Source organism: Streptomyces sp. NPDC058371 (assembly GCF_042723265.1).
In the GTDB taxonomy this organism is placed as follows: domain Bacteria; phylum Actinomycetota; class Actinomycetes; order Streptomycetales; family Streptomycetaceae; genus Streptomyces.
Window position 1 is genome coordinate 91,704 of sequence record NZ_JBHXJC010000011.1, and the last position, 23,939, is coordinate 115,642.

General features: G+C 71.5%; 17 protein-coding genes. 9 read left to right on the top strand and 8 right to left on the bottom strand.

From position 1 onward, the window contains the following. Positions 1 to 1,119, top strand: coding sequence for a hypothetical protein (locus tag ACFWM2_RS27940; protein ID WP_383285591.1), 1,119 nt, complete (start codon positions 1 to 3; stop codon positions 1,117 to 1,119). A 199-nt stretch (positions 1,120 to 1,318) separates the two neighbouring features. Here ACFWM2_RS27940 and ACFWM2_RS27945 read toward each other — a convergent pair whose 3' ends face one another. After that, a complete protein-coding gene (locus tag ACFWM2_RS27945) occupies positions 1,319 to 2,419 on the bottom strand; it encodes an LCP family protein (RefSeq protein ID WP_383285594.1) in 1,101 nt (366 codons plus the stop codon). 452 nt (positions 2,420 to 2,871) lie between these two features. Between ACFWM2_RS27945 and ACFWM2_RS27950 the strand changes: the two genes are divergently transcribed. From ACFWM2_RS27950 to ACFWM2_RS27975, 6 genes are read left to right on the top strand one after another with little or no spacing between them, the layout of a single operon-like run. Continuing rightward, positions 2,872 to 4,506: a stealth family protein gene (locus ACFWM2_RS27950; protein WP_383285597.1), complete on the top strand. Its 1,635-nt coding sequence runs from the start codon at positions 2,872 to 2,874 to the stop codon at positions 4,504 to 4,506. 15 nt (positions 4,507 to 4,521) lie between these two features. After that, positions 4,522 to 6,135, top strand: a complete 1,614-nt coding sequence (locus ACFWM2_RS27955; RefSeq protein WP_383285600.1) for a sugar phosphotransferase — start codon at positions 4,522 to 4,524, stop codon at positions 6,133 to 6,135. Beyond that, positions 6,132 to 7,895, top strand: coding sequence for a stealth family protein (locus tag ACFWM2_RS27960; protein WP_383285603.1), 1,764 nt, complete (start codon positions 6,132 to 6,134; stop codon positions 7,893 to 7,895). Before ACFWM2_RS27955 ends, ACFWM2_RS27960 begins: the two co-directional genes overlap by 4 nt. Beyond that, positions 7,892 to 9,988 carry a glycosyltransferase family 4 protein gene (locus ACFWM2_RS27965; protein WP_383285606.1) on the top strand — a complete coding sequence of 699 codons (2,097 nt, stop codon included), beginning with the start codon at positions 7,892 to 7,894 and terminating at the stop codon, positions 9,986 to 9,988. Before ACFWM2_RS27960 ends, ACFWM2_RS27965 begins: the two co-directional genes overlap by 4 nt. Then, entirely contained in the window at positions 9,985 to 11,952 is a 1,968-nt protein-coding gene (locus ACFWM2_RS27970) for a PIG-L family deacetylase (protein ID WP_383285610.1), read from the top strand. The genes ACFWM2_RS27965 and ACFWM2_RS27970 overlap by 4 nt, the downstream gene beginning before the upstream one ends. Before the next feature lie 23 nt (positions 11,953 to 11,975). Further along, positions 11,976 to 12,842 carry an endonuclease/exonuclease/phosphatase family protein gene (locus tag ACFWM2_RS27975; protein ID WP_383285613.1) on the top strand — a complete coding sequence of 289 codons (867 nt, stop codon included), beginning with the start codon at positions 11,976 to 11,978 and terminating at the stop codon, positions 12,840 to 12,842. Between the two features lie 83 nt (positions 12,843 to 12,925). Here the strand turns inward: ACFWM2_RS27975 and ACFWM2_RS27980 are convergent, their stop codons facing one another. The 5 genes from ACFWM2_RS27980 to ACFWM2_RS28000 form a co-directional block, all read right to left on the bottom strand. Further along, positions 12,926 to 15,052, bottom strand: coding sequence for a 3-hydroxyacyl-CoA dehydrogenase NAD-binding domain-containing protein (locus ACFWM2_RS27980; protein WP_383285616.1), 2,127 nt, complete (start codon positions 15,050 to 15,052; stop codon positions 12,926 to 12,928). Beyond that, positions 15,049 to 16,275: a thiolase family protein gene (locus ACFWM2_RS27985; protein ID WP_383285619.1), complete on the bottom strand. Its 1,227-nt coding sequence runs from the start codon at positions 16,273 to 16,275 to the stop codon at positions 15,049 to 15,051. Before ACFWM2_RS27985 ends, ACFWM2_RS27980 begins: the two co-directional genes overlap by 4 nt. 392 nt (positions 16,276 to 16,667) lie before the next feature. Next, positions 16,668 to 17,948 carry an HRDC domain-containing protein gene (locus ACFWM2_RS27990; protein ID WP_383285621.1) on the bottom strand — a complete coding sequence of 427 codons (1,281 nt, stop codon included), beginning with the start codon at positions 17,946 to 17,948 and terminating at the stop codon, positions 16,668 to 16,670. 152 nt (positions 17,949 to 18,100) lie between these two features. Further along, positions 18,101 to 18,760: a LuxR C-terminal-related transcriptional regulator gene (locus ACFWM2_RS27995; RefSeq protein ID WP_383285626.1), complete on the bottom strand. Its 660-nt coding sequence runs from the start codon at positions 18,758 to 18,760 to the stop codon at positions 18,101 to 18,103. A 390-nt stretch (positions 18,761 to 19,150) separates the two neighbouring features. Continuing rightward, the gene (locus ACFWM2_RS28000) at positions 19,151 to 19,777 is read right to left on the bottom strand and encodes a DUF3000 domain-containing protein (protein ID WP_383285986.1); all 627 of its coding nucleotides are present in this window, start codon (positions 19,775 to 19,777) and stop codon (positions 19,151 to 19,153) included. Positions 19,778 to 19,988: 211 nt separating this feature from the next. Between ACFWM2_RS28000 and hemE the strand changes: the two genes are divergently transcribed. Next, the gene (gene hemE, locus ACFWM2_RS28005; protein ID WP_383285629.1) at positions 19,989 to 21,059 is read left to right on the top strand and encodes a uroporphyrinogen decarboxylase; all 1,071 of its coding nucleotides are present in this window, start codon (positions 19,989 to 19,991) and stop codon (positions 21,057 to 21,059) included. A gap of 10 nt (positions 21,060 to 21,069) precedes the next feature. On the opposite strand, the gene ACFWM2_RS28010 is transcribed toward hemE, so the two are convergent. Then, positions 21,070 to 21,888 (bottom strand): rhomboid family intramembrane serine protease, encoded by an 819-nt coding sequence (locus tag ACFWM2_RS28010; protein WP_383285633.1) that lies wholly within the window; start codon positions 21,886 to 21,888, stop codon positions 21,070 to 21,072. Between the two features lie 126 nt (positions 21,889 to 22,014). Here ACFWM2_RS28010 and ACFWM2_RS28015 point away from each other — a divergent pair, with 126 nt between their 5' ends. Continuing rightward, positions 22,015 to 22,347, top strand: a complete 333-nt coding sequence (locus ACFWM2_RS28015; protein ID WP_383285636.1) for a hypothetical protein — start codon at positions 22,015 to 22,017, stop codon at positions 22,345 to 22,347. A 188-nt stretch (positions 22,348 to 22,535) separates the two neighbouring features. Here ACFWM2_RS28015 and ACFWM2_RS28020 read toward each other — a convergent pair whose 3' ends face one another. Further along, on the bottom strand, positions 22,536 to 23,906 hold the full coding sequence (locus ACFWM2_RS28020) for an FAD-dependent oxidoreductase (protein WP_383285988.1): 1,371 nt from the start codon (positions 23,904 to 23,906) through the stop codon (positions 22,536 to 22,538). Between the last annotated feature and the right edge of the window lie 33 nt (positions 23,907 to 23,939).

Genomic DNA, 23,939 nt, shown 5'->3' on the forward strand with positions numbered 1-23,939 from the left:
ATGCGGACCAGATCCGGGCGCGCCGCCGCCCAGGGGAGGGCGGCGTCCGACGCCGTCGAGTACACGGGAACCGATCGGCCCCAGGCCGCGGTCGGCGGTCCCTGGCTCGCCCTCGGCAAGGACGGCAGGTTCACCGCCTTCGCCCGCACCCGTACGGGACTTCTGCGCTGGACCGAGACCCGGCCGGGCGGCCCGCGGTGGACGGGACCCGAGTTCTTCCCGGTGGGGGACCTGACCCACCTCTCGGTGACCCAGGGCGCGGACACCTACCTCCACTTCCTCGGCCGGCGCGAAGTCCGCAAGGGCGACGGCCCGCCCACCGTCGACATCGTGCACGCCATCCAGTACCAGACCGGCCGTCCGGTCACCGAGTGGCGCTCCCTCGGGAACCCGCACAAGGATCGGGAGAAGGCCGCCCGCTTCGGCGTCCCGGTCGGCGCGGTCAGCGCGTCGGGCCGGGTGAACGTCTTCGTGCGCAACGCCGGCGGCGGGCTCATGCTGCGCCGCGAGGGACCCACCGGAAAGTGGGAGGCGTGGGCGGACCTCAAGGGCAGCCGGGTGCGGGACGGACTCGCCGTGGTCGCGCACACCTCAGGGCGGATCGAGGTCCTGGCCGGCGGCGACAGCGACGCCATGCGGTGGCTGCAGCCCGAGGCCGACGGCGACTTCCACCAGGACCACAACATCCCGCTCGTCCTCGCCCCCGGCACGGCATCGGTCCTGGAGACCGCGCCGGACCGGGCCACGTACTACTGGACCGATCCGGCGACCGGCGGGATTGTCGCCCACCGTCCCGGCGGCTGGGTGGTCCCGCTCGGCGGTGCGCCGGGCGGCGACCCCGTCGCGGTGCTGCGGGCGGTGCTGGACGGATACGACTGCACCGTGCTGGCCCATCGCGACCTCGACGGGCAGATCATGCTCGCCGCCTGCGGCACGGAGAACGAACAGGCGGGCCTGTGGTGGTCGCCGACCGGTGAACGGTGCGTGGGCGCCCCGGCGCTGGCACTGGACGGGTACGGCCGCGTCGTGCTCGGGCTGATCGGCGCGGACGGCGCGCTGTACATCGCCCGGCAGAACGACGAAGCGGGCCTGGCGATGGCGCCTTCGACCCGCGTGTGACGGCACCCCGGGCGTGACTTCCGTGGACGCGGGCTTCGTCGCTCGGCCGGGGTCCGCCCTCGTACGACCTGCGCCCGACGCGGACGCCGCCAATGCGGACGTCGCACGACCTGCGCCCGACGCGGACGCCGCCAATGCGGACGTCGCACGACCTGCGCCCGACGCGGACGCCGCCCGAACAGCGCCCTCTCGCCCGCCCTCAGGAGGCGGTGCCGCCCGTGGCCGGGGACTTCTTGGCCGACTCGGGGATCGTCTCGTCGCCCCGCAGGGCCTTCCACAGCTGGTTCGCCTGTGGCTGGGCGGCGACGACCCGGTTGGGGTCGGTCTTGTCGTACGCCACCGGCAGCATGATCGTCTCCATGGTGGCCGGGTCGACGCCGTTCATGCTGCGGCCGAAGTCGGCCAGCTTGGTCAGCGAGGCGAGCCCGGAGTCGGTGGTCAGCGACTCCGTGAGATTGTCCGCGATCTTGTACGTCCTGGTCGGGCTGCCGAGCAGGTCCTGCTTCTTGATCTCCGAGAGCAGGGCGACCATGAACTTCTGCTGGAGGCCGATACGTCCCAGGTCGCTGCCGTCGCCGATGCCGTGCCGGGTGCGGACGAACTGAAGGGACTCGGTGCCGTCCAGCTTGTGGGTGCCGGCCGTCAGGTCCAGGCCGCTGGACGTGTCGTGGATGTCCTGGTCCACGGTGACGGTCACACCGCCGATGGCGTCCACGAGCCCCTTGAAGCCCGCGAAGTCGATCTCCATGAAGTGATCCATCCGTACCCCGGACATCTGCTCCACGGTCTTGACCACACAGGCCGGACCGGCCAGCGAGTACACGGAGTTGAACATCACGCGCTTCGCCGAGGGCAGCGTGGAGCCGTCCGACTTGGTGCACTCGGGACGGGTCACCAGGGTGTCGCGCGGGATGCTGACGGCGACGGCCTTCTTGCGGCCCTCGGGTATGTGCATCACCAGAGCGGTGTCGGAGCGCGCCCCGGAGACCTTGCCCGTGTTCAGCGAGGCGTTCGCTCCCGCGCGCGAGTCGGAGCCCAGCACCAGGATGTTCTGGCCCGAGGTGGGCAGCTGCTCGGGCCGGTCGTCACCGATCGCCTTGTCGAGGTCGACGCCCTTGATGTTGCCGTTCAGGCTGCTGTAGAGCCAGTATCCGGTGCCGCCCGCGGCCAGCGCCAGGACGACGAGACCCAGTGCGATCCAGCGCCAGACCCGACGACGCCGACGGGGCGGCTTGGCCCGGCGGTTGGACGGTGCGCGCCTCGATCTCCGGGGGCCCGTCTCCGTCAGGGCGTGCGTCATGGCTCGGCGTCCTCTCGCTGCGTGGCTCGGTGCCTTGGACCGAACGTGGTGAAGGGCACGAGTGGGGGGAGAGGCCGGGCCCGTGCGGCGAAGAACGCCGCGCTGTGTTCGAACTATAGACCGACAGCCGGATCGGGAGGGGCGTATCCGTCTTCACCCGACGGACTCCGAAAGTTCAGCCTTTCTGTGAAGCCCTGTGTGTTTTCTGTCATTTGCGACTGCTGTTGACAGTCGCGCAAATGCCTAGTGATGATGTGGCTGACCTGTGAAGGTTAAATCTTTGGTGTGAATGACGTCGACAGCGTTGTCGGCAGGTAAGTGGTCGCTGATTCGAGCCGGGGGGCACGAGGGGGCGAACGACCACTGGTGCTCACCGTCGGTTTCGGCCCGGTGAGGAACGAGGGGAGGGGTGGCTGTGCTTCCGCATGCGTCGGCCCGTGAAGGGCGGCGGTGTGACGACTGTTTCTGACCCCGCCGTCCATCGGGCGGCGGGCGGCTCCGGCATGCCCGCACAGGCACGATCCGGAACCGGTGGGCAGAGCTCTGCCCCGCGCGACCGCACCACGCTGACTCCCGAACACGGTGACGTCTACGTCGAGCCGGGGCTCACCCCGCTCGCCGCCCGGGAGGCGAACCGCTCCGCGCTCGTCGCGCTCCTCGACTCGGCCGGCGTCCCGCACTTCGCCGTCCGCGGCACCTCCGACCACGGCACGGTCGTCGCCGTCGCCGAGGAGGACCGCGAGCGGGTGCTCGGCGCGGTGTTCCGCGGCCTCGGCCAGTACGCCGGGCACCTGAGCGTGATCGACCCGGACGCGCCCCGGCCCGCCCGCCCCGTCTCCTCGCGCGACCCGAAGGCCTGGCGCGAGATCGCCACCGCACGCGTCCTCCAGGTCAGCTGGTACCGCACCGACCCCGGACGCCATCTGCTGCTCGGGCACGAGTACGGCTGTGCCGTCGAGTTCTGGCAGCGACAGGGCACCCACCTCGTCGCCCCCCGGGCCAACCGGGCCACCTGGGCGGTCACGAGCGAGGGCGTGAACGTGCTCGGTGCCGCCCGGCTGTTCAGCCGCTTCGTCTCGGACTGGACCCCGCAGCACCTCGCGCCCGCGCTCGCCACCCGCCCCGAGTTCCTGGTGAACTGCGCGGACGACATCGCCTTCCCCGTCGACGCCGTCTACACCTGGGTCGACGGCGACGACCCTGCCTGGCAGCGGCGCAAGGCGCAGGCGAAGGGCGAGGTCTACCACGCCGAGTCGGCGAGCGACGCGCGCTTCATCAGCCGCGACGAGCTGCGCTACTCGGTGCGCTCCCTGCACCTGTTCGCGCCCTGGATCCGCAACGTCTACATCGTCACCGACGACCAGGTCCCGGACTGGCTGCGCGAGGACCTGCCGGGCCTGCGCATCGCCACCCACCGCGAGATCTTCCGCAACCCCGCGGACCTGCCGACCTTCAACTCGCACTCGATCGAGAGCCAGTTGCACCACATCGAAGGGCTCGCCGAGCACTTCCTGTACTTCAACGACGACATGTTCGTCGGCCGCCCGGTCGCCCCGCACGCCTTCTTCACGCCGAGCGGCACCGCGCGCTACTTCCCCTCGCGCAACCGCATCCCGCAGGGCCCGGTCGTCGAGACCGACACCCCGGTCGACGCGGCCTGCAAGAACAACCGCGCCCTGCTGCTGGAGCGCTTCGGCCGGGTGATCACCCAGCCCATGGAGCACATCCCGTACGCCCTGCGCCGTTCGGCGATGCACGAGGCCGAACGCGACTTCCCCGAAGCCTGGGGCCGCACCTCGGCCAGCCGCTTCCGCGCGATGACGGACCTCTCGCCGACCTCCTCCTTCGCGCTCTACTACGCGGCCCTGACCGGACGCGCCCAGCCGGGCTCGATGCCCTTCACCTACCTGCAGCTCGCCGTGCCCGATCTGGCGGACCGGCTGCAACGGCTGCTCGACGGCAGGGACCAGGACTCGTTCTGTCTCAACGACGCCTTCTCGACACCCGAGGACATCGAGGCACAGCAGGAGCTGCTGGACGGCTTCCTCAACTCCTACTTCCCCACCCCAAGCCCCCATGAGCGATGAGACGGAGTTCGTGACGTGTCCGACCCGACATCGATGAGCTCCGCGGCCCTCGTCTACCAGCGACTCGTTCCCCAGCCCGTACGCTCCGCCGCCGCAAGCACCGTGCCCGGACCCGTCCGCCGCAAGGTCAAGCGCGGACTCGCCCGCACCCTCAGCCGACGGGAGGCGCGGCTGCACCGGCGCGCCCTGCGCCGGGTGCGCAAGGTGGACTTCGGGCACTCGCAGCGCCGGACCACGTCGCCCGACGGCCGGGTCGGGCACGTCCACGCCGGGCTCACGGTCGACCTGGCACGCCGCCTCGACCACGACCTGGTCACCTACGCGCTCGACGCCGCCGACATCCCCTGGTTCGCGGTCCCGGCACTCGACGACCGCCGGATCTGCCTGGCCGTCGAGACGCGCGACAAGGGCGCCGTACGCAGGGCGCTACGCGCGTTGCTGGAGGAACACACCGGATACGTCGTCTCGGTGTCGCCCGCGAACAGCGACACCCAGGAGATTCCCGGCAGCCATGTGAAGGCGTGGAAGCACTACGGCAAGGCGAAGGTGATCCGCCTCACCTGGCTGCGCACCGAACCCACCGAGAACCTGTGGGTCGGCGAGGACCAGGGCATCGAGATCGAGTTCTGGACGGTCAACACCGACCTGCCCGGCGAGCGGCTCGCCGGTCCGCGCCCCAACCGCGTCCAGCGCACCGTTCCCAGCGACGCCCTCGGCATCGAGATCGGCCTTGACCGGCTCTCCGGCTACTGCGACATCGACGGCGACATGGAGCCGACGATCACGCTGGAGGACTTCGACATCCCGCGCCTGGAGGAGATCACCTTCCCCGTCGACGCGGTCCTGCTGTGGCAGCACCCCACGCCCTGGGGCGAGGAACTGCTGCGGGCCGCGCTGCGCTCGCTGCACCAGTACGCGCCCTGGGTCGACGTCGTCCACGTCCTGGCGCAGGCGCAACCGCCGGCCTGGCTGGTCGCCGACGAGCGGCTCAGTGTCGTCCCCGCGGGGCCGGGCGCCGAGTGGCGGCTGCACGAACTGCCCGACATCGCGGACAACTTCCTGCACCTGCGTCCCGGGGCCGTGCTCGGCCGGCCGGTCCGGCCCTTCGACTACTTCACCCCGCACGGCGGGACCCGCCCCCGGCGGGGGCCCTGGACCGCCGAGGAGTCCTTCGCCCCGTGGACCCGCGCCGCCTACTCCGCGACGGGTCGCGTCACCGCCCACGGCTATGCCGAAGGGCCCCAGCCCTACAGCTGCGAGACGCTCGCCCGGCTCGCGGCCGCGGGTTACGCACCCCCGCAACTCGCCGACGGACAACGGCTGCCCGCCGTACCCGGCACGCATCCGATGGACGGACTCGTCCACCACTTCGGCCAGGTGGCCGGGCTGGCCGACCCCTCCGGTGAGGCGTCCGTCGCGCTGCACGCCGCCCTCCCCGGCATCAGGAACCACCTGGACCGGCTCCTGGTACGCCGGGACACCCAGCAGATCCAGTTCTTCGGCCTCGGGACCGAAGAGGCCCACAGCCGGGGTGGCACCGAGGCCGTCGTGCACTTCCTGCGCCGCTACTTCCCCGTCGCCTGCGTCTTCGAGCGCGGCCAGTCCGAGGACCGGGACAACCTTTCGTGAGCATCGGCAACCCCGAGGCATCCGCCGCGGTCGGGGCGTATCGCACCCTGGTCCCCGCCGGCCTCAGACGCCGGATCGCGCGCCGCGTACCGCCGCGGCTGCGCATGGGACTCAAGCAGCTGCTGCGCCGTCTCCAGACCCTCACCCTGGGCGCCCGCACGGTGCGCGGCATCCGCGCGCGCCGCCGCTGGCCGCACCTGTTCGGGGCGGACGAGCGGCTCGCCGTCCTCGCCGGGCACGGCGCCCAGATCGCCCTCGTACGGGAGACGGTCTCGCCCCTCGGGCTGCGCGAGGCCAACCTCGAACTCGTCGTGACCCTCCTGGAGGAGGCGGGCATCGACTACTTCGCGATCCGCGGCAACTCCGACTTCCGCTCCTGCCTCGCGGTCGCCGAGGCCGACCGGGACCGGGTGCGCCAGATCCTCGACCGCTGCACGCGCACCGGACCCGTCTATCTGCAGGCCTGTCATGGCGAGACGCCGCGGGGCGGTGCCGCGCTGTGCGGTTCGCGGCGCGGCCGGCACCTCGCCCGGGGGGCCGTCGTGCTGCGGGTCGGCATGGTGTGGAGCGATGCGGCCGGTTCGCTGGTCCTCGGTCTGGAGCACGGCTGCGACATCGAGTTCTGGCGGCCGGCGGACGGCCGCCTGGTGGCGCCGCGTCCGAACCGTGTCACCGAGGACGTCGCCCTCGACGAGCCACGTGTCACCATCCCGGTCAGCCGCCTCACCGGCTTCGCCGCGCTGCACACCCGCCGCACCCGCTCGGTGCGCACCATCCGGCCGTGCGCCGACGCCCTGCCCGAGGACGTGCGCTTCCCGATCGACGTCGTCTACACCTGGGTCGACGGCAACGACCCCGCCTGGCAACGGCGCCGCGCCGACTACGGCCAGGGCGGCTACCACACCGAATCCGCGAACGCGGCCCGCTACATCAGCCGTGACGAGCTGCGCTACTCCCTGCGCGCGCTGGAGCAGAACGCCCCCTGGGTGCGCCACGTCTACCTGGTGACGGACCGTCAGCGGCCGTCCTGGCTCAACGAGCGCCACTCCCGCATCACCGTCGTGGACCACTCCGAGATCTTCGAGGACCAGGCGGCGCTGCCCACCTTCAACTCGCACGCCATCGAGAGCCGGCTGCACCACATCGAGGGTCTGTCCGAGCACTTCCTCTACTTCAACGACGACATGTTCCTGGGCTGCCCGGTCACCCCACAGGACTTCTTCCTGTCCAACGGCATGACCCGGACGTTCCTGTCCCCGTCCCAGGTGCCCCGGTGGGACCTGACGCTCGGCGACCGCCCGGTCGACGCCGCGGGCAAGAACAACCGCCGGATCATCCTGGAGAACTTCGGCTCGGCCATTGTCCAGAAGCTGCGGCACGCACCCTACGCACTGCGCCGCAGCGTGCTCCTGGAGATCGAGCGCGAGTACGCGGAGGTGCACCGGCAGACCTCGCGCAGCAGGTTCCGCAGCCCGACCGACATCTCGATCCCGTCGTCGCTGTACCACTACTACGCGTACTTCACGGGCCACGCGGTGCCCTCGAACATCAGCTTCGCCTACCTCGACCTGGCGAAGCCGGAGATCCAGCGGCGGCTCGGCATCCTGCTGGCCCGCCGCGACCGGCAGGCCTTCTGCATCAACGACACGATCTCCGACGGCCACGACACCGACCACCAGACGGTGATGCTCAAGCGGTTCCTCAAGTCGTACTACCCCGTGCCGAGTCCCTTCGAGCGGAAGGAGCACGAGGTCCGGTGAAGATCTCCTTCCTGATCAACAACATCTACGGCATCGGGGGCACCAACCGCACCGTCATCAACCTCGCGGAGGCGCTCGCCGTCCATCATGACGTCGAGATCGTCTCGGTCTTCCGGCGCTCGACCGCCACGAAGTTCGAGATCTCGCCGCGGATCACCGTGCGCGCCCTGGTCGATCTACGCCCCGGCTCGGCCGACCGCACCGCCGCCGGCAGCGACGAGCCCAGCGAAGTCGTGCCGCGCCAGGAGGAGTTCTACGCGCAGTACAGCAGGTTCACCGACGGACGCATCATCCGTGAGCTGCAGAAGTCCGACGCCGACGTGGTCGTCGGCACCCGGCCCAGCCTCAATCTCTTCGTCGCCGCCCACACCCGCGACGGCGCGCTGCGGATCGCCCAGGAGCACATGACCCACCTGGCGATTCCGCCCGCCGTCCGCGCCGAGATGGCCCGGGTCTACCCGCGGCTCGACGCCATCACGACGGTCACGGAGGCCGACGCCGGATCCTTCCTGGAGAACACGCCCATCCCCGGCATCCCCGTGGTGGGCATCCCCAACAGCGTGCCCCAGCCGGTCGTACCGCCCTCGGACTGCTCGCACAAAGTCGTGGTCAGCGCGGGCCGGATGCACCGGATCAAGCGGTACGACCTGCTGATCCGCGCCTTCGGCAGGCTCGCGGACGAGTTCCCCGACTGGCAGCTGCGCATCTACGGCGACGGCGGCGAGGCCGGGAAGCTGCGCGCGCTGGTCACCGAACTCGGCCTGGCGGGACGGGCGTTGCTCATGGGCGGCTTCTCGCCCATCGAGTCGGAGTGGGCCAAGGGATCCATCGCGGCCGTCACCTCCAGCGCCGAGTCCTTCGGCATGACGCTGGTCGAGGCCATGCGCTGCGGTCTGCCGGTGGTGTCCACCGACTGCCCGGTGGGACCGCGGGAGATCCTGCGCGACGGCGAGGACGGTTTCCTCGTGACCAACGGCGACGTGGACGCGATCGCCTGGGGCCTGCGGCGGCTGATGGCCGACGAGTCGCTGCGCCGGGACATGGGCGCGGCCGCGCTGCGCAACGCCGGCCGGTACGACCCCGCGGCCGTCGCCGCCCGGTACGTGGAGCTCTTCGAGGACGCCGCCCGCCGACGGGCCCGGAACGTCCGCGGCTACCGCACACCCGCGGGCCCGCGCGAGTCCGCGACCGCCCAGGCCACCGTGGCGCCGGTGTCCCTCGGCGCGGCCACCGTGGACGTCACCGCCGACGACGCGGGGTGGCTGCGGTTCGCCGCCGACGGCCCCGGCGAGGGCCGGCACCGCTGGCAGTTCGTCCTGCGGCACAAACCCTCCGACGGCAAGCCCCGCCCCGACCTCCCGCTGCGGACCGTGCGCAAGGCGCTGGACAACGGCGGCACCCGCTACACGGCCGCGCTCACCCCCTCGGCCCTGGACGAACTCGGCGACGGGCGCTGGCAGGTGGCCATGCAGAACCCCAGGTCGTCGGCCATTCACATGAAGGCGGGCATCCGGGACACCCGGGCGCTCATCGACGCCCGGGCCCGGCTCGTCGCCCGCCCCACCGTCGGATCCGTCGGCTGGAACCTCCCCTACGCACAGCCCAACGGCAGACTCATGCTGCGTACGGTGCTCAGGCCGGAGCACGCCGAGTGCACCGGCGTCGAGGTGGGCGACGGCGCCATCACCCTGGCGGGTGTGCTGTGCGGCGAGCGCCGGATCGAGCCGGGCGCGCTCTTCATCGTCGGCCGCCGGGGCACGTACGCGAAGACGTTCTCCGTGCCGGTGCAGATCCTCGGCCGGCAGGCGTTCCGGGCCGAGGTGCCCGTGCGCCGGGTCGTCGACCACCGGCTGGCGCGCTGGGAGGACTGGGACTGGTGGCTGCAGCCGGACCCCTTCGACCGGCGCAAGGTGCGCGTCTGCCGGCTGCTGGAGGACTTCCCCGACGTCAAGGGCGCGTACGCGTATCCTTCCGTCCCTCTCGTCGGCGACGAGACCTCCGCCTACTCCGTCGTCCACCCGGCCCGTCCGGTGTGGGTGCGTCCTTACTGCTCGGCTTCAGGAGCCATGGCCATGAATGTGGTGGACCGATGACCCCGGCGTCCCGCTCGATTCTGCACATCGTCGCGCACCAGGACGACGACCTGTACTTCATGAACCCCGACCTGGTCCGGTCCCTCCAGGACGGCGACCCGATCACCACGGTGATCCTCACCGCGGGCGAGGGCGACGGCATCAACGCCGACACCAACGACCCCGAACGCACCTCCGTACCACCGGACTTCGCCCGCTACAGCACCGAGCGCGGCTGCGGGCTGCGGTCCGCGTACGCCCGGATGGCGACCGGCGACCGGAACGTACCCTGGCTGCGCGAACCCGTCGACCTGGTACCGGGCTTCGCCGCGGAGCGGTTCACCCTCGCCGACCGCGACGACGTCTCCCTGTACTTCCTGCAACTGCACCAGGGCGCGCCCACCCAGCGGGGCACCCGCACCCGGATCCACGAGCTGTGGGAGGGCGCCCTGCGCACCCAGGCCACGCTGCCGGCGCACGGCTGCACGGTCGGTGAGGTCCAGCACGTCACCCGCGAACAGGTCATCGCCGGGCTGACCGCGCTGCTCGCCCACGTCCGCCCGAGCGCGGTGCGCACCATGGACCCCGACCCCGAACACGACGGAGGCAAGCAGGAGTTCGTCTGCTCGGACCACGTCGACCACACCACCACCGCGCAGTTCGCGCTCGCCGCCCTCACCCGCCACCGCGACGCGGGCCACAACCCGGTCGTGGAGCACTACCGCGCGTACGCCAACCGCTTCTGGGGCTACAACCTCGACTCCGTGGCGGTGGCGGAGAAGGCCGAGTACCTCGCCACGTACGCCGGCATCGACGCACCGCCCGTCTGCCCGCACGGCACCTGCGAGCGGTGCGGCGACCGGCAGTTGGGGCCGGACCCGTACCGCAGTACGCACATGATGAGCGCCGCCTACCGCTACTCGCCGGCCACCGACTGGCTGCGCCTGGGGCCCGGCGGGCGGTTGAACGCCTTCGGGGTGCTGGCAGGCAGGCTCGCCTTCTGGACGGAGACCGGGCCGGCCAGTGGGGAGTGGAAGGGCCCCTTCGTGCTCGGCGACGGCTGGCTCACGCCCACGCTCGCCGTCACCGGCCTGCCCGGCGGGCCGGCCGAACTCGTCGGACTGCGCCGCCAGTCGGTGGTGGGCGGCGGGGTCACCGTCGATGTCGTGCACACTGTGCAGGACCCGGACGGCAACGGCTTCAGCGGCTGGCAGTCCCTGGAGAACCCGGACTGGGCCCAGGGCGACGGCCGGCGCCAGCGGGAGGTCGGCGTCCCGTCGGCCGCGGTCGACGCGGCCGGCCGGCTGTACGTCTTCGTCCGGAACTTCGAGCAGGGCATCGCTCTGCGCCGCCGGGACACCGACGGCAGCTGGGCGCCCTGGGAGAGTCTCGGCGGCGCCTTCGTCCAGGACGCGGGCCAGGCGCTCACCACCGAGAGCGGCACCGTGGAGCTGTATGTGCCGGGCAAGAACTCCGTCTGGCGCTGGCACCAGACCGAGCAGGGCGGGCCGTTCGTCCTCGACGACACCCTGAAGACCGGCCGACCCGCGACCGGCGGGATCACCGCGGTCGACTCGGGCGGCGGCCGCACCTGCCTCTACTTCCGCGAGGCCGGCACCCAGCAGGTCATGGCCTACCGCCGGCATGCCGACGGCCGCTGGCCGGGATCCGGCGCCGGACTCGGCGGCCAGGGCGGCACCGGTGCGGTCGCCGCGCTGTGGGCCCCCGAGCGCGGTGCCCGTGAGGCCTTCCTCGCGCACCGCGGCAGCGCCGGCAGGCTCGTCGTGTCGTTGCCCGACCGGGACAAGAACGCCTCGGGCACGCACTGGCGCGCGTCGGGCGAGATGTTCACGCACGCTCCCGCGATGGCGTACGACGCGTCGGGCGCGGTGGTCGTGGCGGTCATCGGCACGGACGGCCGGCTGCACATCAGACGCCAGTTGTCACCGCTCGTGGGCAGCCCGCTCGGACCGTGGCGCTCTTGACGGGCCGCTGCCACCCTAGGGGAGTGCCACGCGCCGGAGCCCTGTTCGTCGGGAGCGTCGTCGCCGTCCTGGTGGCGGCGACGACGTCGGCGTGCGGCGCGCCCGGACCGAAGGAGACCGACCGTCCGGCGCCGGGGCACCCCACGCTGCGGGTCCTTCAGTACAACCTGTGCGGGGCCGCCGCCCACTGCACCTGGAACGCGGGCGGGTCGGGAGCCGATACGTCCGTTGCCCGCGTCGTCAGCGAGGCGCGGGACCTCGAGCCCGACATCATCACGCTCAACGAGATCTGCCTCACCCAGTACGCCTCCCTCAAGCGCCAACTGGCCGCCGCCGGCCGGCGGATGGACGGGACGTACGCGTCCTTCCACGACAACGTCCCGAACTGCGGCGGCACGGGACAGTACGGCGAGGCGGTCCTCAGCCGGACGGACGTGCCCGACGACGTCCAGGACTTCCGCCCGTTCGTCCACACCGGCGGGGAGCGCTACACCAACGCGGGCCGGACGGTTCCCGTGCACCGCGGACTCCTGTGCGCCCACACGCGGTTCGCGGGCCGGCCGTTGACCGCCTGCACCGCGCACGCGTACGCCGGTGCCCCCGAACAACTGCGGGAGATCAGGGACTGGACCCTGGAGCCGTCGCGGGACACACCCACGGTGATGGCCGGCGACCTCAACCTCCCGCCGGACTCGTCCGCCCTGGACTACCTGACCCCGCACTTCGCGGAGGCCGACCACGACGAAGAGCCCACCGCCGACGGCCGGAAGATCGACTACGTCTTCGCGGACAGGCGCCACTTCACCGTCGTGACCGGTGACGCACGCAAGTTCCCCGAGTCCGACCACGCCTTGCTGACAGGGCAGTTCACCTTCGATCCGCAGGAATGAGGACGCGTTCGCGAGAGGTGACGGGTGCCGCGTACGAATGAGGGCCCCCGCGACGGCGGAGGCCCTCTTCGTGCAACGGTCGGTCACGCAGGAACGGACGCCACGCCCTGCTCCAGGAACGTCTTGCCGTTCACCCGCTGCGAGACGCCCTCGCGGTCCAGGTACGGCGTGATGCCGCCCAGGTGGAAGGGCCAGCCGGCACCGGTGATCAGGCAGAGGTCGATGTCCTGGGCCTCGGCCACGACACCCTCGTCGAGCATGAGCCCGATCTCCTGGGCGACGGCGTCCAGGACGCGGTCACGGACCTGCTCCTCGGTCAGGACGACATCGCCCTGCTTCAGAAGCGCGGCGACCTCGGGGTCGAGCTCCGGCTTCCCGGAGTCGTACACGTAGAAGCCGCGCTTGCCCGCCTTGACGACGGCCGCGAGGTTCGGGGAGACCGTGAAGCGGTCCGGGAAGGCCCGGTTGAGGGTCTCCGAGACGTGCAGACCGATCGCGGGACCGACCAGTTCGAGCAGGACGAGCGGAGACATCGGCAGACCGAGCGGCTCCACCGCCTTCTCCGCGACCTCGACCGGGGTGCCCTCGTCGATGACGTTCTGGATCTCGCCCATGAAGCGGGTGAGGATGCGGTTCACGACGAACGCCGGAGCGTCCTTCACCAGAACCGCCGTCTTCTTCAGCTTCTTGGCGACGGCGAACGCCGTGGCGAGCGAGGCGTCGTCCGTCTGTTCGCCACGCACGATCTCCAGGAGCGGGAGGATCGCGACCGGGTTGAAGAAGTGGAAGCCCACGACCCGCTCGGGGTTCTTGAGCTTCGACGCCATCTCGGTCACCGACAGCGAGGAGGTGTTGGTGGCGAAGATCGCGTGCGCCGGGGCGACCGCCTCGACCTCCGCGAACACCTGCTGCTTGACGCCGATCTCCTCGAAGACGGCCTCGATGACGAAGTCGGCGTCGGAGAAGCCCTCGGCCTTGTCCAGGACACCGGAGACCAGCGCCTTGAGACGGTTCGCCTTGTCCTGGTTGACCCGGCCCTTGAGCAGCAGCTTGTCGATCTCGGCGTGGACGTAGCCCACACCCTTGTCGACGCGCTCCTGGTCGATGTCCGTGAGGACGACTGGCACTTCGAGGCGGCGCAGGAACAGCAGCGCCAGCTGGGAGGCCATCAGACCGGCGCCCACGACGCCGACCTTGGTGACCGGGCGGGCGAGCGACTTGTCCGGCGCACCCGCCGGGCGCTTGCCGCGCTTCTGGACGAGGTTGAAGGCGTAGATGCCGGAGCGCAGTTCGCCGCCCATGATCAGGTCGGCGAGCGCCTGGTCCTCGGCGTCGAAGCCCTGCTGGAGGTCGCCGTTCTTGGCCGCGGCGATGATGTCCAGCGCGCGGTACGCGGCCGGGGCCGCCCCGTGCACCTTGCTGTCGGCGATGAACCGGCCCTTGGCGACGGCCTGGTCCCAGGCCTCGCCGCGGTCGATCTCCGGACGCTCGACGGCGATCTCGCCCTTGAGCACGGCCGCCGTCCAGAGCAGCGACTGCTCCAGGAAGTCCGCGCCCTCGAAGATCGCGTCGGCGATACCGAGGTCGTAGACCTGGCCGCCCTTGAGCTGCTTGTTCTGGTTGAGCGAGTTCTCGATGATCACCGAGACGGCCTTCTCCGCACCGATCAGGTTCGGCAGGATCGTGCAGCCGCCCCAGCCCGGGACCAGACCGAGGAAGACCTCGGGGAGCGAGAAGGCCGGCAGAGCCGCGGAGACCGTGCGGTACTGGCAGTGCAGACCGACCTCGACGCCGCCGCCCATCGCCGCGCCGTTGTAGTACGCGAAGGTCGGGGCCGCGATGCCCGCGAGACGCTTGAAGACCTCGTGACCGCCCTTGCCGATGGCGAGCGCGTCGTCGTGGTTCTTCAGGAGCTCGACGCCCTTGAGGTCGGCGCCGACCGCGAAGATGAACGGCTTGCCGGTGATGCCGACACCGACGATCTCGCCGGCCGCGGCCTCCTTCTCGACCTGGTCGATGGCGGTGCTCAGGTTCGCCAGCGAGGCCGGGCCGAAGGTGGTCGGCTTGGTGTGGTCGAAGCCGTTGTCCAGGGTGATGAGCGCGAAGCGCCCCGCACCGAACGGCAGATCGAGGTGGCGTACGTGCGCGGACGTGACGACCTCGTCGGGGAACAGCTCGGCCGCGCCCTTCAAAAGTTCAGCGGTGCTCACTTGTTGCCTCCGGCGTCCTTGTGGTGCGGGTTCTCCCAGATCACCGTGGCGCCCATGCCGAAGCCGACGCACATGGTGGTGAGGCCGTAACGGACCTCCGGCTGCTCCTCGAACTGGCGGGCCAGCTGCGTCATCAGACGGACGCCGGAGGAGGCGAGCGGGTGGCCGTACGCGATGGCGCCGCCGTACTGGTTGACGCGCGCGTCGTCGTCGGCGATGCCGTAGTGCTCCAGGAAGGCGAGCACCTGGACGGCGAAGGCCTCGTTGATCTCGAAGAGGTTGATGTCCTCGATCGACAGACCGGCCTGGGCGAGGGCCTTCTCGGTGGCCGGGATCGGGCCGTAGCCCATCACCTCGGGCTCGACGCCCGCGAAGGCGTACGAGACCAGGCGCATCCGGACCGGCAGATCGTGCTCGCGGGCGAAGTCCTCGGACGCGATGATCGACGCGGTGGCACCGTCGTTCAGACCGGCGGCGTTACCGGCGGTGACGCGGCCGTGGACGCGGAACGGTGTCTTCAGACCGGCCAGGTTCTCCAGCGTCGTACCCGGGCGCATCGGCTCGTCGGCGGTGACCAGGCCCCAGCCGGTCTCACCGACCTCCGCGTTGGTGTTGCGCACCGAGATCGGCACCAGGTCCTGCTGGATCTTGCCGTTGGCGTACGCCTTGGCGGCCTTCTCCTGCGAGCGCACGGCGTACTCGTCGGCGCGCTGCTTGGTGATGCTCGGGTAGCGGTCGTGCAGGTTCTCCGCGGTCATGCCCATGAACAGGGCCGACTCGTCGACCAGCTTCTCGCTGACGAACCGCGGGTTCGGGTCCACGCCCTCGCCCATCGGGTGGCGGCCCATGTGCTCGACACCACCGGCGATGACGGCGTCGTACGCGCCGAAGGCGATGGAGCCCGCGGTGCTGGTGACGGCGGTCAGCGCGCCCGCACACATGCGGTCGATGGAGTAGCCGGGCACCGACTGGGGGAGCCCGGCGAGGATGCCGGCCGTGCGGCCGAGCGTCAGACCCTGGTCACCGATCTGCGTGGTCGCGGCGATGGCGACCTCGTCGATCTTCTTGGGGTCGAGGCCCGGGTTGCGGCGCAGCAGCTCCCGGATGGCCTTCACGACGAGATCGTCGGCGCGGGTCTCGTGGTAGATGCCCTTCGGGCCCGCCTTGCCGAACGGGGTGCGGACGCCGTCGACGAAGACGACGTCCCTGACGGTACGAGGCACGATGGCTCTCCTCCAGATGCGGGATGGCACTGCTGCGCGGCGCACACGCCCTGAGCGCGCGCTCACCCCATCATGCTACTTGCGGGTAACCATGCTGCCCAGTCCCGGAGGCCGGAGCGGCGAAGGTCACATCCGGAAGGGTCACGCCGCCCTTCCCGTCCCTCGCCGCACCGCCCGGATCTTGGCGTGATCTCGACGGTGCCGTTCCCCTCCGGGGGGCTGCCAGGCGTACATGAGGAAGCCGGTCCCGCCGCCCGAGCCCCGTCCAGGGTCGCGGGGAACGGCGCGCGCAACCCACGCGCAACGCACAAACGCCCCGCACACGCCCGAGCGGCACCCGCGCCCGCACCGGTGGATCGGCCCGCGCCCGGTGCCCGGCGGGCCCGCTTCCGTCAGTCCTTGGCCGCCCGGGCGGACAGCGCCGCGACCAGCACCGGCGTCACCTGCTCGACCTGCCAGGGCCGCGCCCCGTACCCGGCGAGGGCCGCCGCGACGGAGTCGGCCTCGGCGGCCGGCGGCTCCCAGCAGACACGGCGCACCGTGTCGGGAGCGATCAGGTTCTCCTGCGGCATGTTCAGCTGCTCGGCCAGCGCCGACACTGCGGCACGCGCGGCGGAGAGCCGGGCCGCGGCCTCCGGGTCCTTGTCGGCCCAGGCGCGCGGCGGCGGGGGACCGGTGACCGGCTGCCCGGGCTGCGGCAGCTCCGCGTCCGGCAGCGTCTTCGCGCGGTCCACGGCCGCCTGCCACTGGTCCAGCTGCCGGCGGCCCATCCGGTGTCCGAAGCCGTTCAGCGCGGCCAGGGCGTGCACATTGGCCGGTACGGCCAGCGCTGCCTCCACGATCGCCGCGTCACCGAGCACCTTGCCGGGCGAGATGTCCCGGCGCTGGGCGACCTGGTCACGGGTCTCCCACAGCTCCCGGACAACGGCCATCTGGCGACGGCGGCGCACCTTGTGCATCCCCGACGTGCGGCGCCAGGGGTCCTTGCGCGGCGGCGCCGGGTCGGCCTGCGCGATCGCGTCGAACTCCTGCCGGGCCCACTCCAGCTTGCCCTGCCGGTCGAGCTCCTTCTCCAACGCGTCCCGCAGGTCGACGAGCAGCTCCACGTCGAGCGCGGCATAGCGCAGCCACGGCTCGGGCAGCGGGCGGGTCGACCAGTCGACGGCGGAGTGCCCCTTCTCCAGTACGAAGCCCAGGACGCCCTCGACCATCGCGCCGAGGCCCACCCGGGGGAACCCGGCGAGGCGGCCGGCCAGCTCGGTGTCGAACAGGCGGGAGGGGATCATGCCTATCTCGCGCAGACACGGCAGGTCCTGGGTGGCGGCGTGCAGCACCCACTCGACGCCGGAGATCGCGTCGCCGAGCCCCGAGAGGTCGGGGCAGGCCACGGGGTCGATCAGTGCGGTGCCGGCGCCCTCGCGGCGCAACTGCACCAGATAGGCGCGCTGGCCGTATCGGTACCCGGACGCACGTTCGGCGTCGACGGCCACGGGTCCTGACCCGGCGGCGAAGGCGGCGATCACCTCGGCGAGCGAGGCGTCGTCGGCGATCACGGGCGGAATGCCGTCTCGGGGCTCAAGCAAAGGGATCGGCGCCGATTCGACGTCGTCCGGAGGGCCGCCTCCGGTGGTTCGCAGTGAGCTGTCTGCTGCGGTCTCTTGGGCGTCGGTCACCTGTCAAGAGTATCTGTGTATGGACAACGCCCGCCGACGGAACGTTCCGTCGACGGGCGTCTGAGGGTCGTAAACCAGTCACGTCAGTGAAAGATCCGGTTCACGGTCGGGGGACGACCCGCTGGGGGGCGTCGGGGAGGGGCGGTCGGACGTCAGTGGATGATGCCGGTCCGCAGGGCCACCGCCACCATGCCGGCGCGGTCACCCGTGCCGAGCTTGCGGGCGATACGGGCGAGGTGGCTCTTGACGGTCAGCGCGGACAGGCCCATCGAGACGCCGATGGCCTTGTTGGACTGGCCCTCCGCGACGAGGCGCAGGACCTCGACCTCGCGGCCGGACAGTTCGCGGTAGCCGCCCGGGTGGCTCGGGGCGCCCGGGGGGCGGCGGTGCATGCGGTTGGCGCCGCCGAGAGGGGAGGCGCCGGGGCGGGAGGGGAGTCCCAGGTTGGTACGCGTACCGGTGACGACATAGCCCTTCACACCGCCGGCGAGGGCGTTGCGTACGGCGCCGATGTCGTCGGCGGCGGAGAGGGCGAGGCCGTTGGGCCAGCCCGCGGCTCGGGTTTCGGACAGGAGAGTGAGGCCGGAACCATCCGGCAGGTGGACGTCGGCGACACAGATGTCGCGCGGGTTGCCGATTCGGGGGCGAGCCTCCGCTACGGACGACGCCTCGATGACGTCGCGCACTCCGAGCGCCCAGAGGTGGCGGGTGACGGTGGAACGGACCCGTGGGTCTGCCACGACCACCATGGCGGTCGGCTTGTTCGGGCGGTAGGCGACCAGGCTTGCGGGCTGCTCAAGAAGAACGGACACCAGGCCTCCTGGGGTGCGGGACGGGGACCGGCTCAGGGGATGAAGCCGGGACGAACCGTGCTTTCAAGGTCACAGACGTCTTCGGCACCAAACCCGTCCGCCTTTAGAGAATGATCACGATTTGGTGAGTAACAATCCGTGCAATTCGGACGCACGATCGATCACCCGAAGATCGAACCGAGTCGATCGAGGTCGTTACGCGTCCGAAAGTGGTCGTATCGACAAAGGGACGACAAAGGAACACCACAGGAGTACCGGGCGTCGGGAGAAGGCGGAGAGGGGTTGTTGACGGGTGGCGCGGCGGGGAACGCCGGCCTGCGCGGTGCGCACACGCGAAAGCGCACCGGACCCGGAGGCCGGTGCGCCTTGTCGACCCGCGCCAGACGCGGTTCAGCGGGACTGCGGGCCCCGCCGCTGCGGCAGGGTGACCACCGAGGCGTCGCCCGGGGGAACCGGCGGCAGCCCCCCGATCTGGCACAGCAGATCGCACCAGGCGGCGAGATGCGCGGCCGTGTCCGGTACGCCTCCCAGTCCCTCCCGGGGCGTCCACGAGGCCCGGATCTCGATCTGGGAGGCGGCCGGGCGCTCCGCGAGGCCGCCGAAGTAGTGCGAACTGGCGCGGGTGACGGTGCCGCTCGGCTCGCCGTACGACAGTCCGCGGGCCTGGAGCGCACCGGTCAGCCAGGACCAGCACACCTCGGGAAGGAGCGGGTCGGCCGCCATCTCCGGCTCCAGCTCGGCGCGCACCAGCGTCACCAGCCGGAAGGAGCCCTGCCACGCGTCGTGTCCGGCCGGGTCGTGCAGCAGGATGAGCCGCCCGTCGGCCAGATCCTCCTCGCCGTCGACGACGGCGGCCTCCAGGGCGTACGCGTACGGAGCCAGGCGCTGCGGCGGGCGCGTCGGGTCGATCTCGATCTCCGGCCGCAGCCGCGCGGCCTTCAGCGCATCGACGGCGGCCCGAAAGGGCGGCGGAGCCGTCTGACTCGTATCCCGGTCCCCCTCCTTCGCGTCGTCCATCCCGCCAGCGCCGTCCGACAGTCGTCCCTGAGCCGCAGCCATGCGGGGAAGGTTAAGGGGAACGGAGCCTCCGCGCAGGGAGGGACACCCTGCGCCGGGCCACTGTCCGTATTGCGCTGCGCGAACACGCCCTCGGCGCGGCGTGATCCGGCCACATCGGTGACCGGTGCCCGGGGCGGGGCGCTCACCGGGCCGTGCGAGACTTTCCGTCGTGAGTGCCAACGATCGCCGCCCCTCGGGCCAGCCGCCGACAGCCACGTACGAGTCCGCCTTCCTGAAGGCGTGCAGGCGCGAGCCCGTGCCGCACACGCCGGTGTGGTTCATGCGGCAGGCCGGTCGCTCGCTGCCCGAGTACCTCAAGCTGCGCGAGGGCATCCCCATGCTGGAGTCGTGCATGCGGCCCGAGCTGGTCGCCGAGATCACGCTCCAGCCGGTCCGCCGGCACAACGTGGACGCGGCGATCTACTTCAGCGACATCGTCGTCCCGCTGAAAGCCATCGGCATCGACCTCGACATCAAGCCGGGCGTCGGCCCGGTCGTCGAGAAGCCGATCCGCACGCGCGCCGATCTCGCGCAGCTGCGCGATCTGACTCCCGAGGACGTCTCGTACGTCACCGAGGCGATCAAGCTGCTGACGGCCGAGCTGGGCGAGACCCCGCTCATCGGGTTCGCGGGCGCGCCCTTCACCCTCGCGAGCTACCTCGTGGAGGGCGGCCCGTCCAAGAACCACGAGCACACCAAGGCGCTCATGTACGGCGACCCGCAGCTGTGGGCCGACCTGCTCGACCGCCTCGCGGAGATCACCTCCGCCTTCCTCAAGGTCCAGATCGAGGCCGGCGCGAGCGCCGTCCAGCTCTTCGACTCCTGGGTCGGCGCGCTGGCACCCGCCGACTACCGCCGCTCGGTGATGCCCGCGTCCACGAAGGTCTTCGAGGCCGTCGCCGGATACGGCGTCCCGCGCATCCACTTCGGTGTCGGCACCGGTGAGCTGCTCGGCCTCATGGGCGAGGCGGGCGCGGACGTCGTCGGTGTCGACTGGCGCGTCCCGCTCGACGTGGCCGCCCGCCGCGTCGGCCCCGGCAAGGCGCTGCAGGGCAACCTCGACCCGGCCGTGCTCTTCTCGTCCACCGAGGCCGTGCGGACGAAGACACGTGAGGTGCTGGACGCGGCGGCCGGCCTCGAGGGGCATGTCTTCAACCTCGGCCACGGTGTCCTGCCAACCATCGACCCGGACGCGCTGACCCGGCTCGTGGAGGACGTCCACACGCAGACCGCGCGCTGACGCCGCCCGCTCACCAGCTGTGCCGCGCACGCCTGCCCCACAGCAGGTTGCGCGGCTCCGGCGGGGGCGGGGTGCCGGCGCGCAGCGGCCAGGCCAGCAGCATGCCGGCCAGGAAGCCGACCACGTGGGCCGCGTACGCCACGGTTCCGGCGGTGGAGACCGCACCGCCGGACGAGTACACCGCCTGGAGCGCGAACCAGAAACCCAGCACGATCCAGGCGGGCAGCCGCAGCGGCAGGAAGACCAGGAACGGGACGAGCACCCAGACCCTGGCCTTCGGATAGAGCACCAGGTAAGCGCCCAGGACCCCGGCGATCGCTCCGGAGGCGCCGATCAGCGGGTCGCCGGAGTCGGCGTTCACCAGCGAGAAGCCGTACGCGGCCGCGTAGCCGCAGACGACGTAGAACAGTGCGAACCGCACATGGCCCAGCCGGTCCTCGATGTTGTTGCCGAAGATCAGCAGGAAGAGCATGTTGCCCAGCAGGTGCAGCCAGCTGCCGTGCAGGAACATCGCCGAGAGCACCGAGAGCGCCGGCGACTTGTCGTAGTCCGGGGGCGCCACCACGCAGCCCGCTCCATGCGTGCCGACGCCGGTCTCGCCCGTGGGCACCAGCTGCGGCATCCGATGATGGATCAACTCCTGCGGGACCACGGCGTAGTGGTCAAGGAACGCCTGGAGATGGCACAGCTGCGCGAGCCCGCTGTCGCCCGCCACGGAGCCCGCGATGCCCGGCGTGCAGAGGAAGACGACGACGTTGGCCGCGATCAGCGCGTACGTCACATAGGGCGTGCGACGGACGGGGTTCACGTCATGGACGGGGATGACCACAAAGAAGTAGTGCCCTCGATGCGTGCGGCGAATCGGTGAACACCGCCGGGAGTGCGTGCGTATGACTCCTAGACCGTCCGTGGCGCGGGGAAGCCGCGACGCGAAAAAGACGTGAGGACACAGGCGATGAACGACCGAGTCAATCCTCCGATGCAGGCCCTGCCCGACGGTGAGGCCGAGATCGCCCTGGTGCTGCACCTGCCCTGGGAGGACGTCGCCGCGCTCGGCCAGGAGGCCGGCCGGCTCGCCGCGCGTATGCAGCGCCCGGTGACCCTCGACGAGGCCGTCAGCCAGCGGCTGCGCACCAGCAGGCCCGCCGCGCACGCGAAGCCCGCCCAGTCGCAGCCCGCCGCCGTCGCGCCGGCCTCGGTCTCCTCGCTCCCCGCGCGGCCGCCGGCGGAGCAGGCCCGCCAGGCGATCGACCGGATCAACGGGTCGGCGGGACACGAGACGGCGTAGCCGCGCCGACGTCGCGCCCTCGCGCGGGCCGGCAGCGTGCGGCACGCGTGCGTGCCGTGCGTCGTGGCGTACACGTACGCGTGCGTGCATCGTGGCGTACGCGTGCTGGGCGTCGTGGCGTACGCGTTGGCGTGCCGGTCCCGCGCCCGGACCCCGCCGCCACGCGCCCCCGCGCGCGTGGCGTGGCGTCAGGCGCCTCGCGCGCGTACCGCGGCGGACGCCTTGCGGGCCGCCACCAGGACGGGGTCCCACACCGGTGAGAACGGCGGGGCGTAGCCCAGGTCCAGGGCGGTCATCGCGTCCACCGTCATACCGGCGGTGAGCGCGACCGCACCGATGTCGACGCGCTTGCCCGCGCCCTCGCGGCCCACGATCTGCACACCGAGCAGCCGTCCCGTACGGAGCTCGGCGAGCATCTTCACCGTCATGGGGGCGGCCCCCGGGTAGTAGCCCGCGCGGCTGGTCGACTCGATGGTGACCGCCTCGAACCGCAGCCCCACGCGGTGCGCGTCCTTCTCGCGCAGTCCGGTACGGGCGATCTCCAGCTCGCAGACCTTGCTCACCGCGGTGCCGACGACACCGGGGAAGGTGGCGTACCCGCCGCCCACGTTGCTGCCGATGACCTGCCCGTGCTTGTTGGCATGCGTGCCGAGCGCGATGTGCCGCTCGCGCCCCGAGACCAGGTCGAGGACCTCGACGCAGTCCCCGCCCGCCCAGATGTTCTCGTGTCCGCGCACCCGCATCGCCAGGTCGGTGAGCAGCCCGCCGTGGTCGCCCAGCGGCAGCCCCGCGGCCTCGGCGAGCGTGGCCTCGGGCCGGACGCCGATGCCGAGCACGACGACGTCCGCCGGATACTCCGCGTCCTGCGTGGCGACCGCGCGCACACGGCCGTCCTCGCCGGTGAGGATCTTGGAGACCTCGGCGTCGTTCACCATGGTGATGCCCATGCCCTCCATGGCCGTGTGCACCAGGCGGCCCATGTCCGGGTCGAGTGTCGACATCGGTTCCTTGGCGCGATTGACGACCGTCACCTCGTAGCCGCGGTTGATGAGCGCCTCGGCCATCTCCACGCCGATGTAGCCCGCACCGACGACCACCGCGCGGCGCCCCTCGGTGGCGGCGAGGGTGTCCAGGAGCGCCTGGCCGTCGTCCAGGGTCTGCACGCCGTGGACACCGGGCGCGTCGACGCCGGGCAGGTCGGGGCGGACCGGCCGGGCGCCGGTGGCGATCACGAGCTTGTCGTACGGCGTCCACGCCTCGGCCCCGGAGTCGACGTCCCGGGAGCGGACGCGGGCACCCGCGACGTCGATCTCCACGACCTCCGTCCGCATCCGGAGATCGATGGCGCGCTCCCGGTGTTCTTCCGGCGTGCGTGCGATCAGCTGGTTCCGGTCATCGACGTCGCCGCCGACCCAGTACGGGATCCCGCACGCCGAGTAGGAGGTGAAGTGGCCCCGCTCGAACGCCACGATCTCCAGCTCGTCCGGCCCCCGCAGCCTGCGGGCCTGGGGGGGGGGGGAGGGGGGAGGAGGAGAACCCCCGGCGGCCGAGACACCGATACGCCTCCGGGCTGAGTGGGGGGAGGGCAGGAG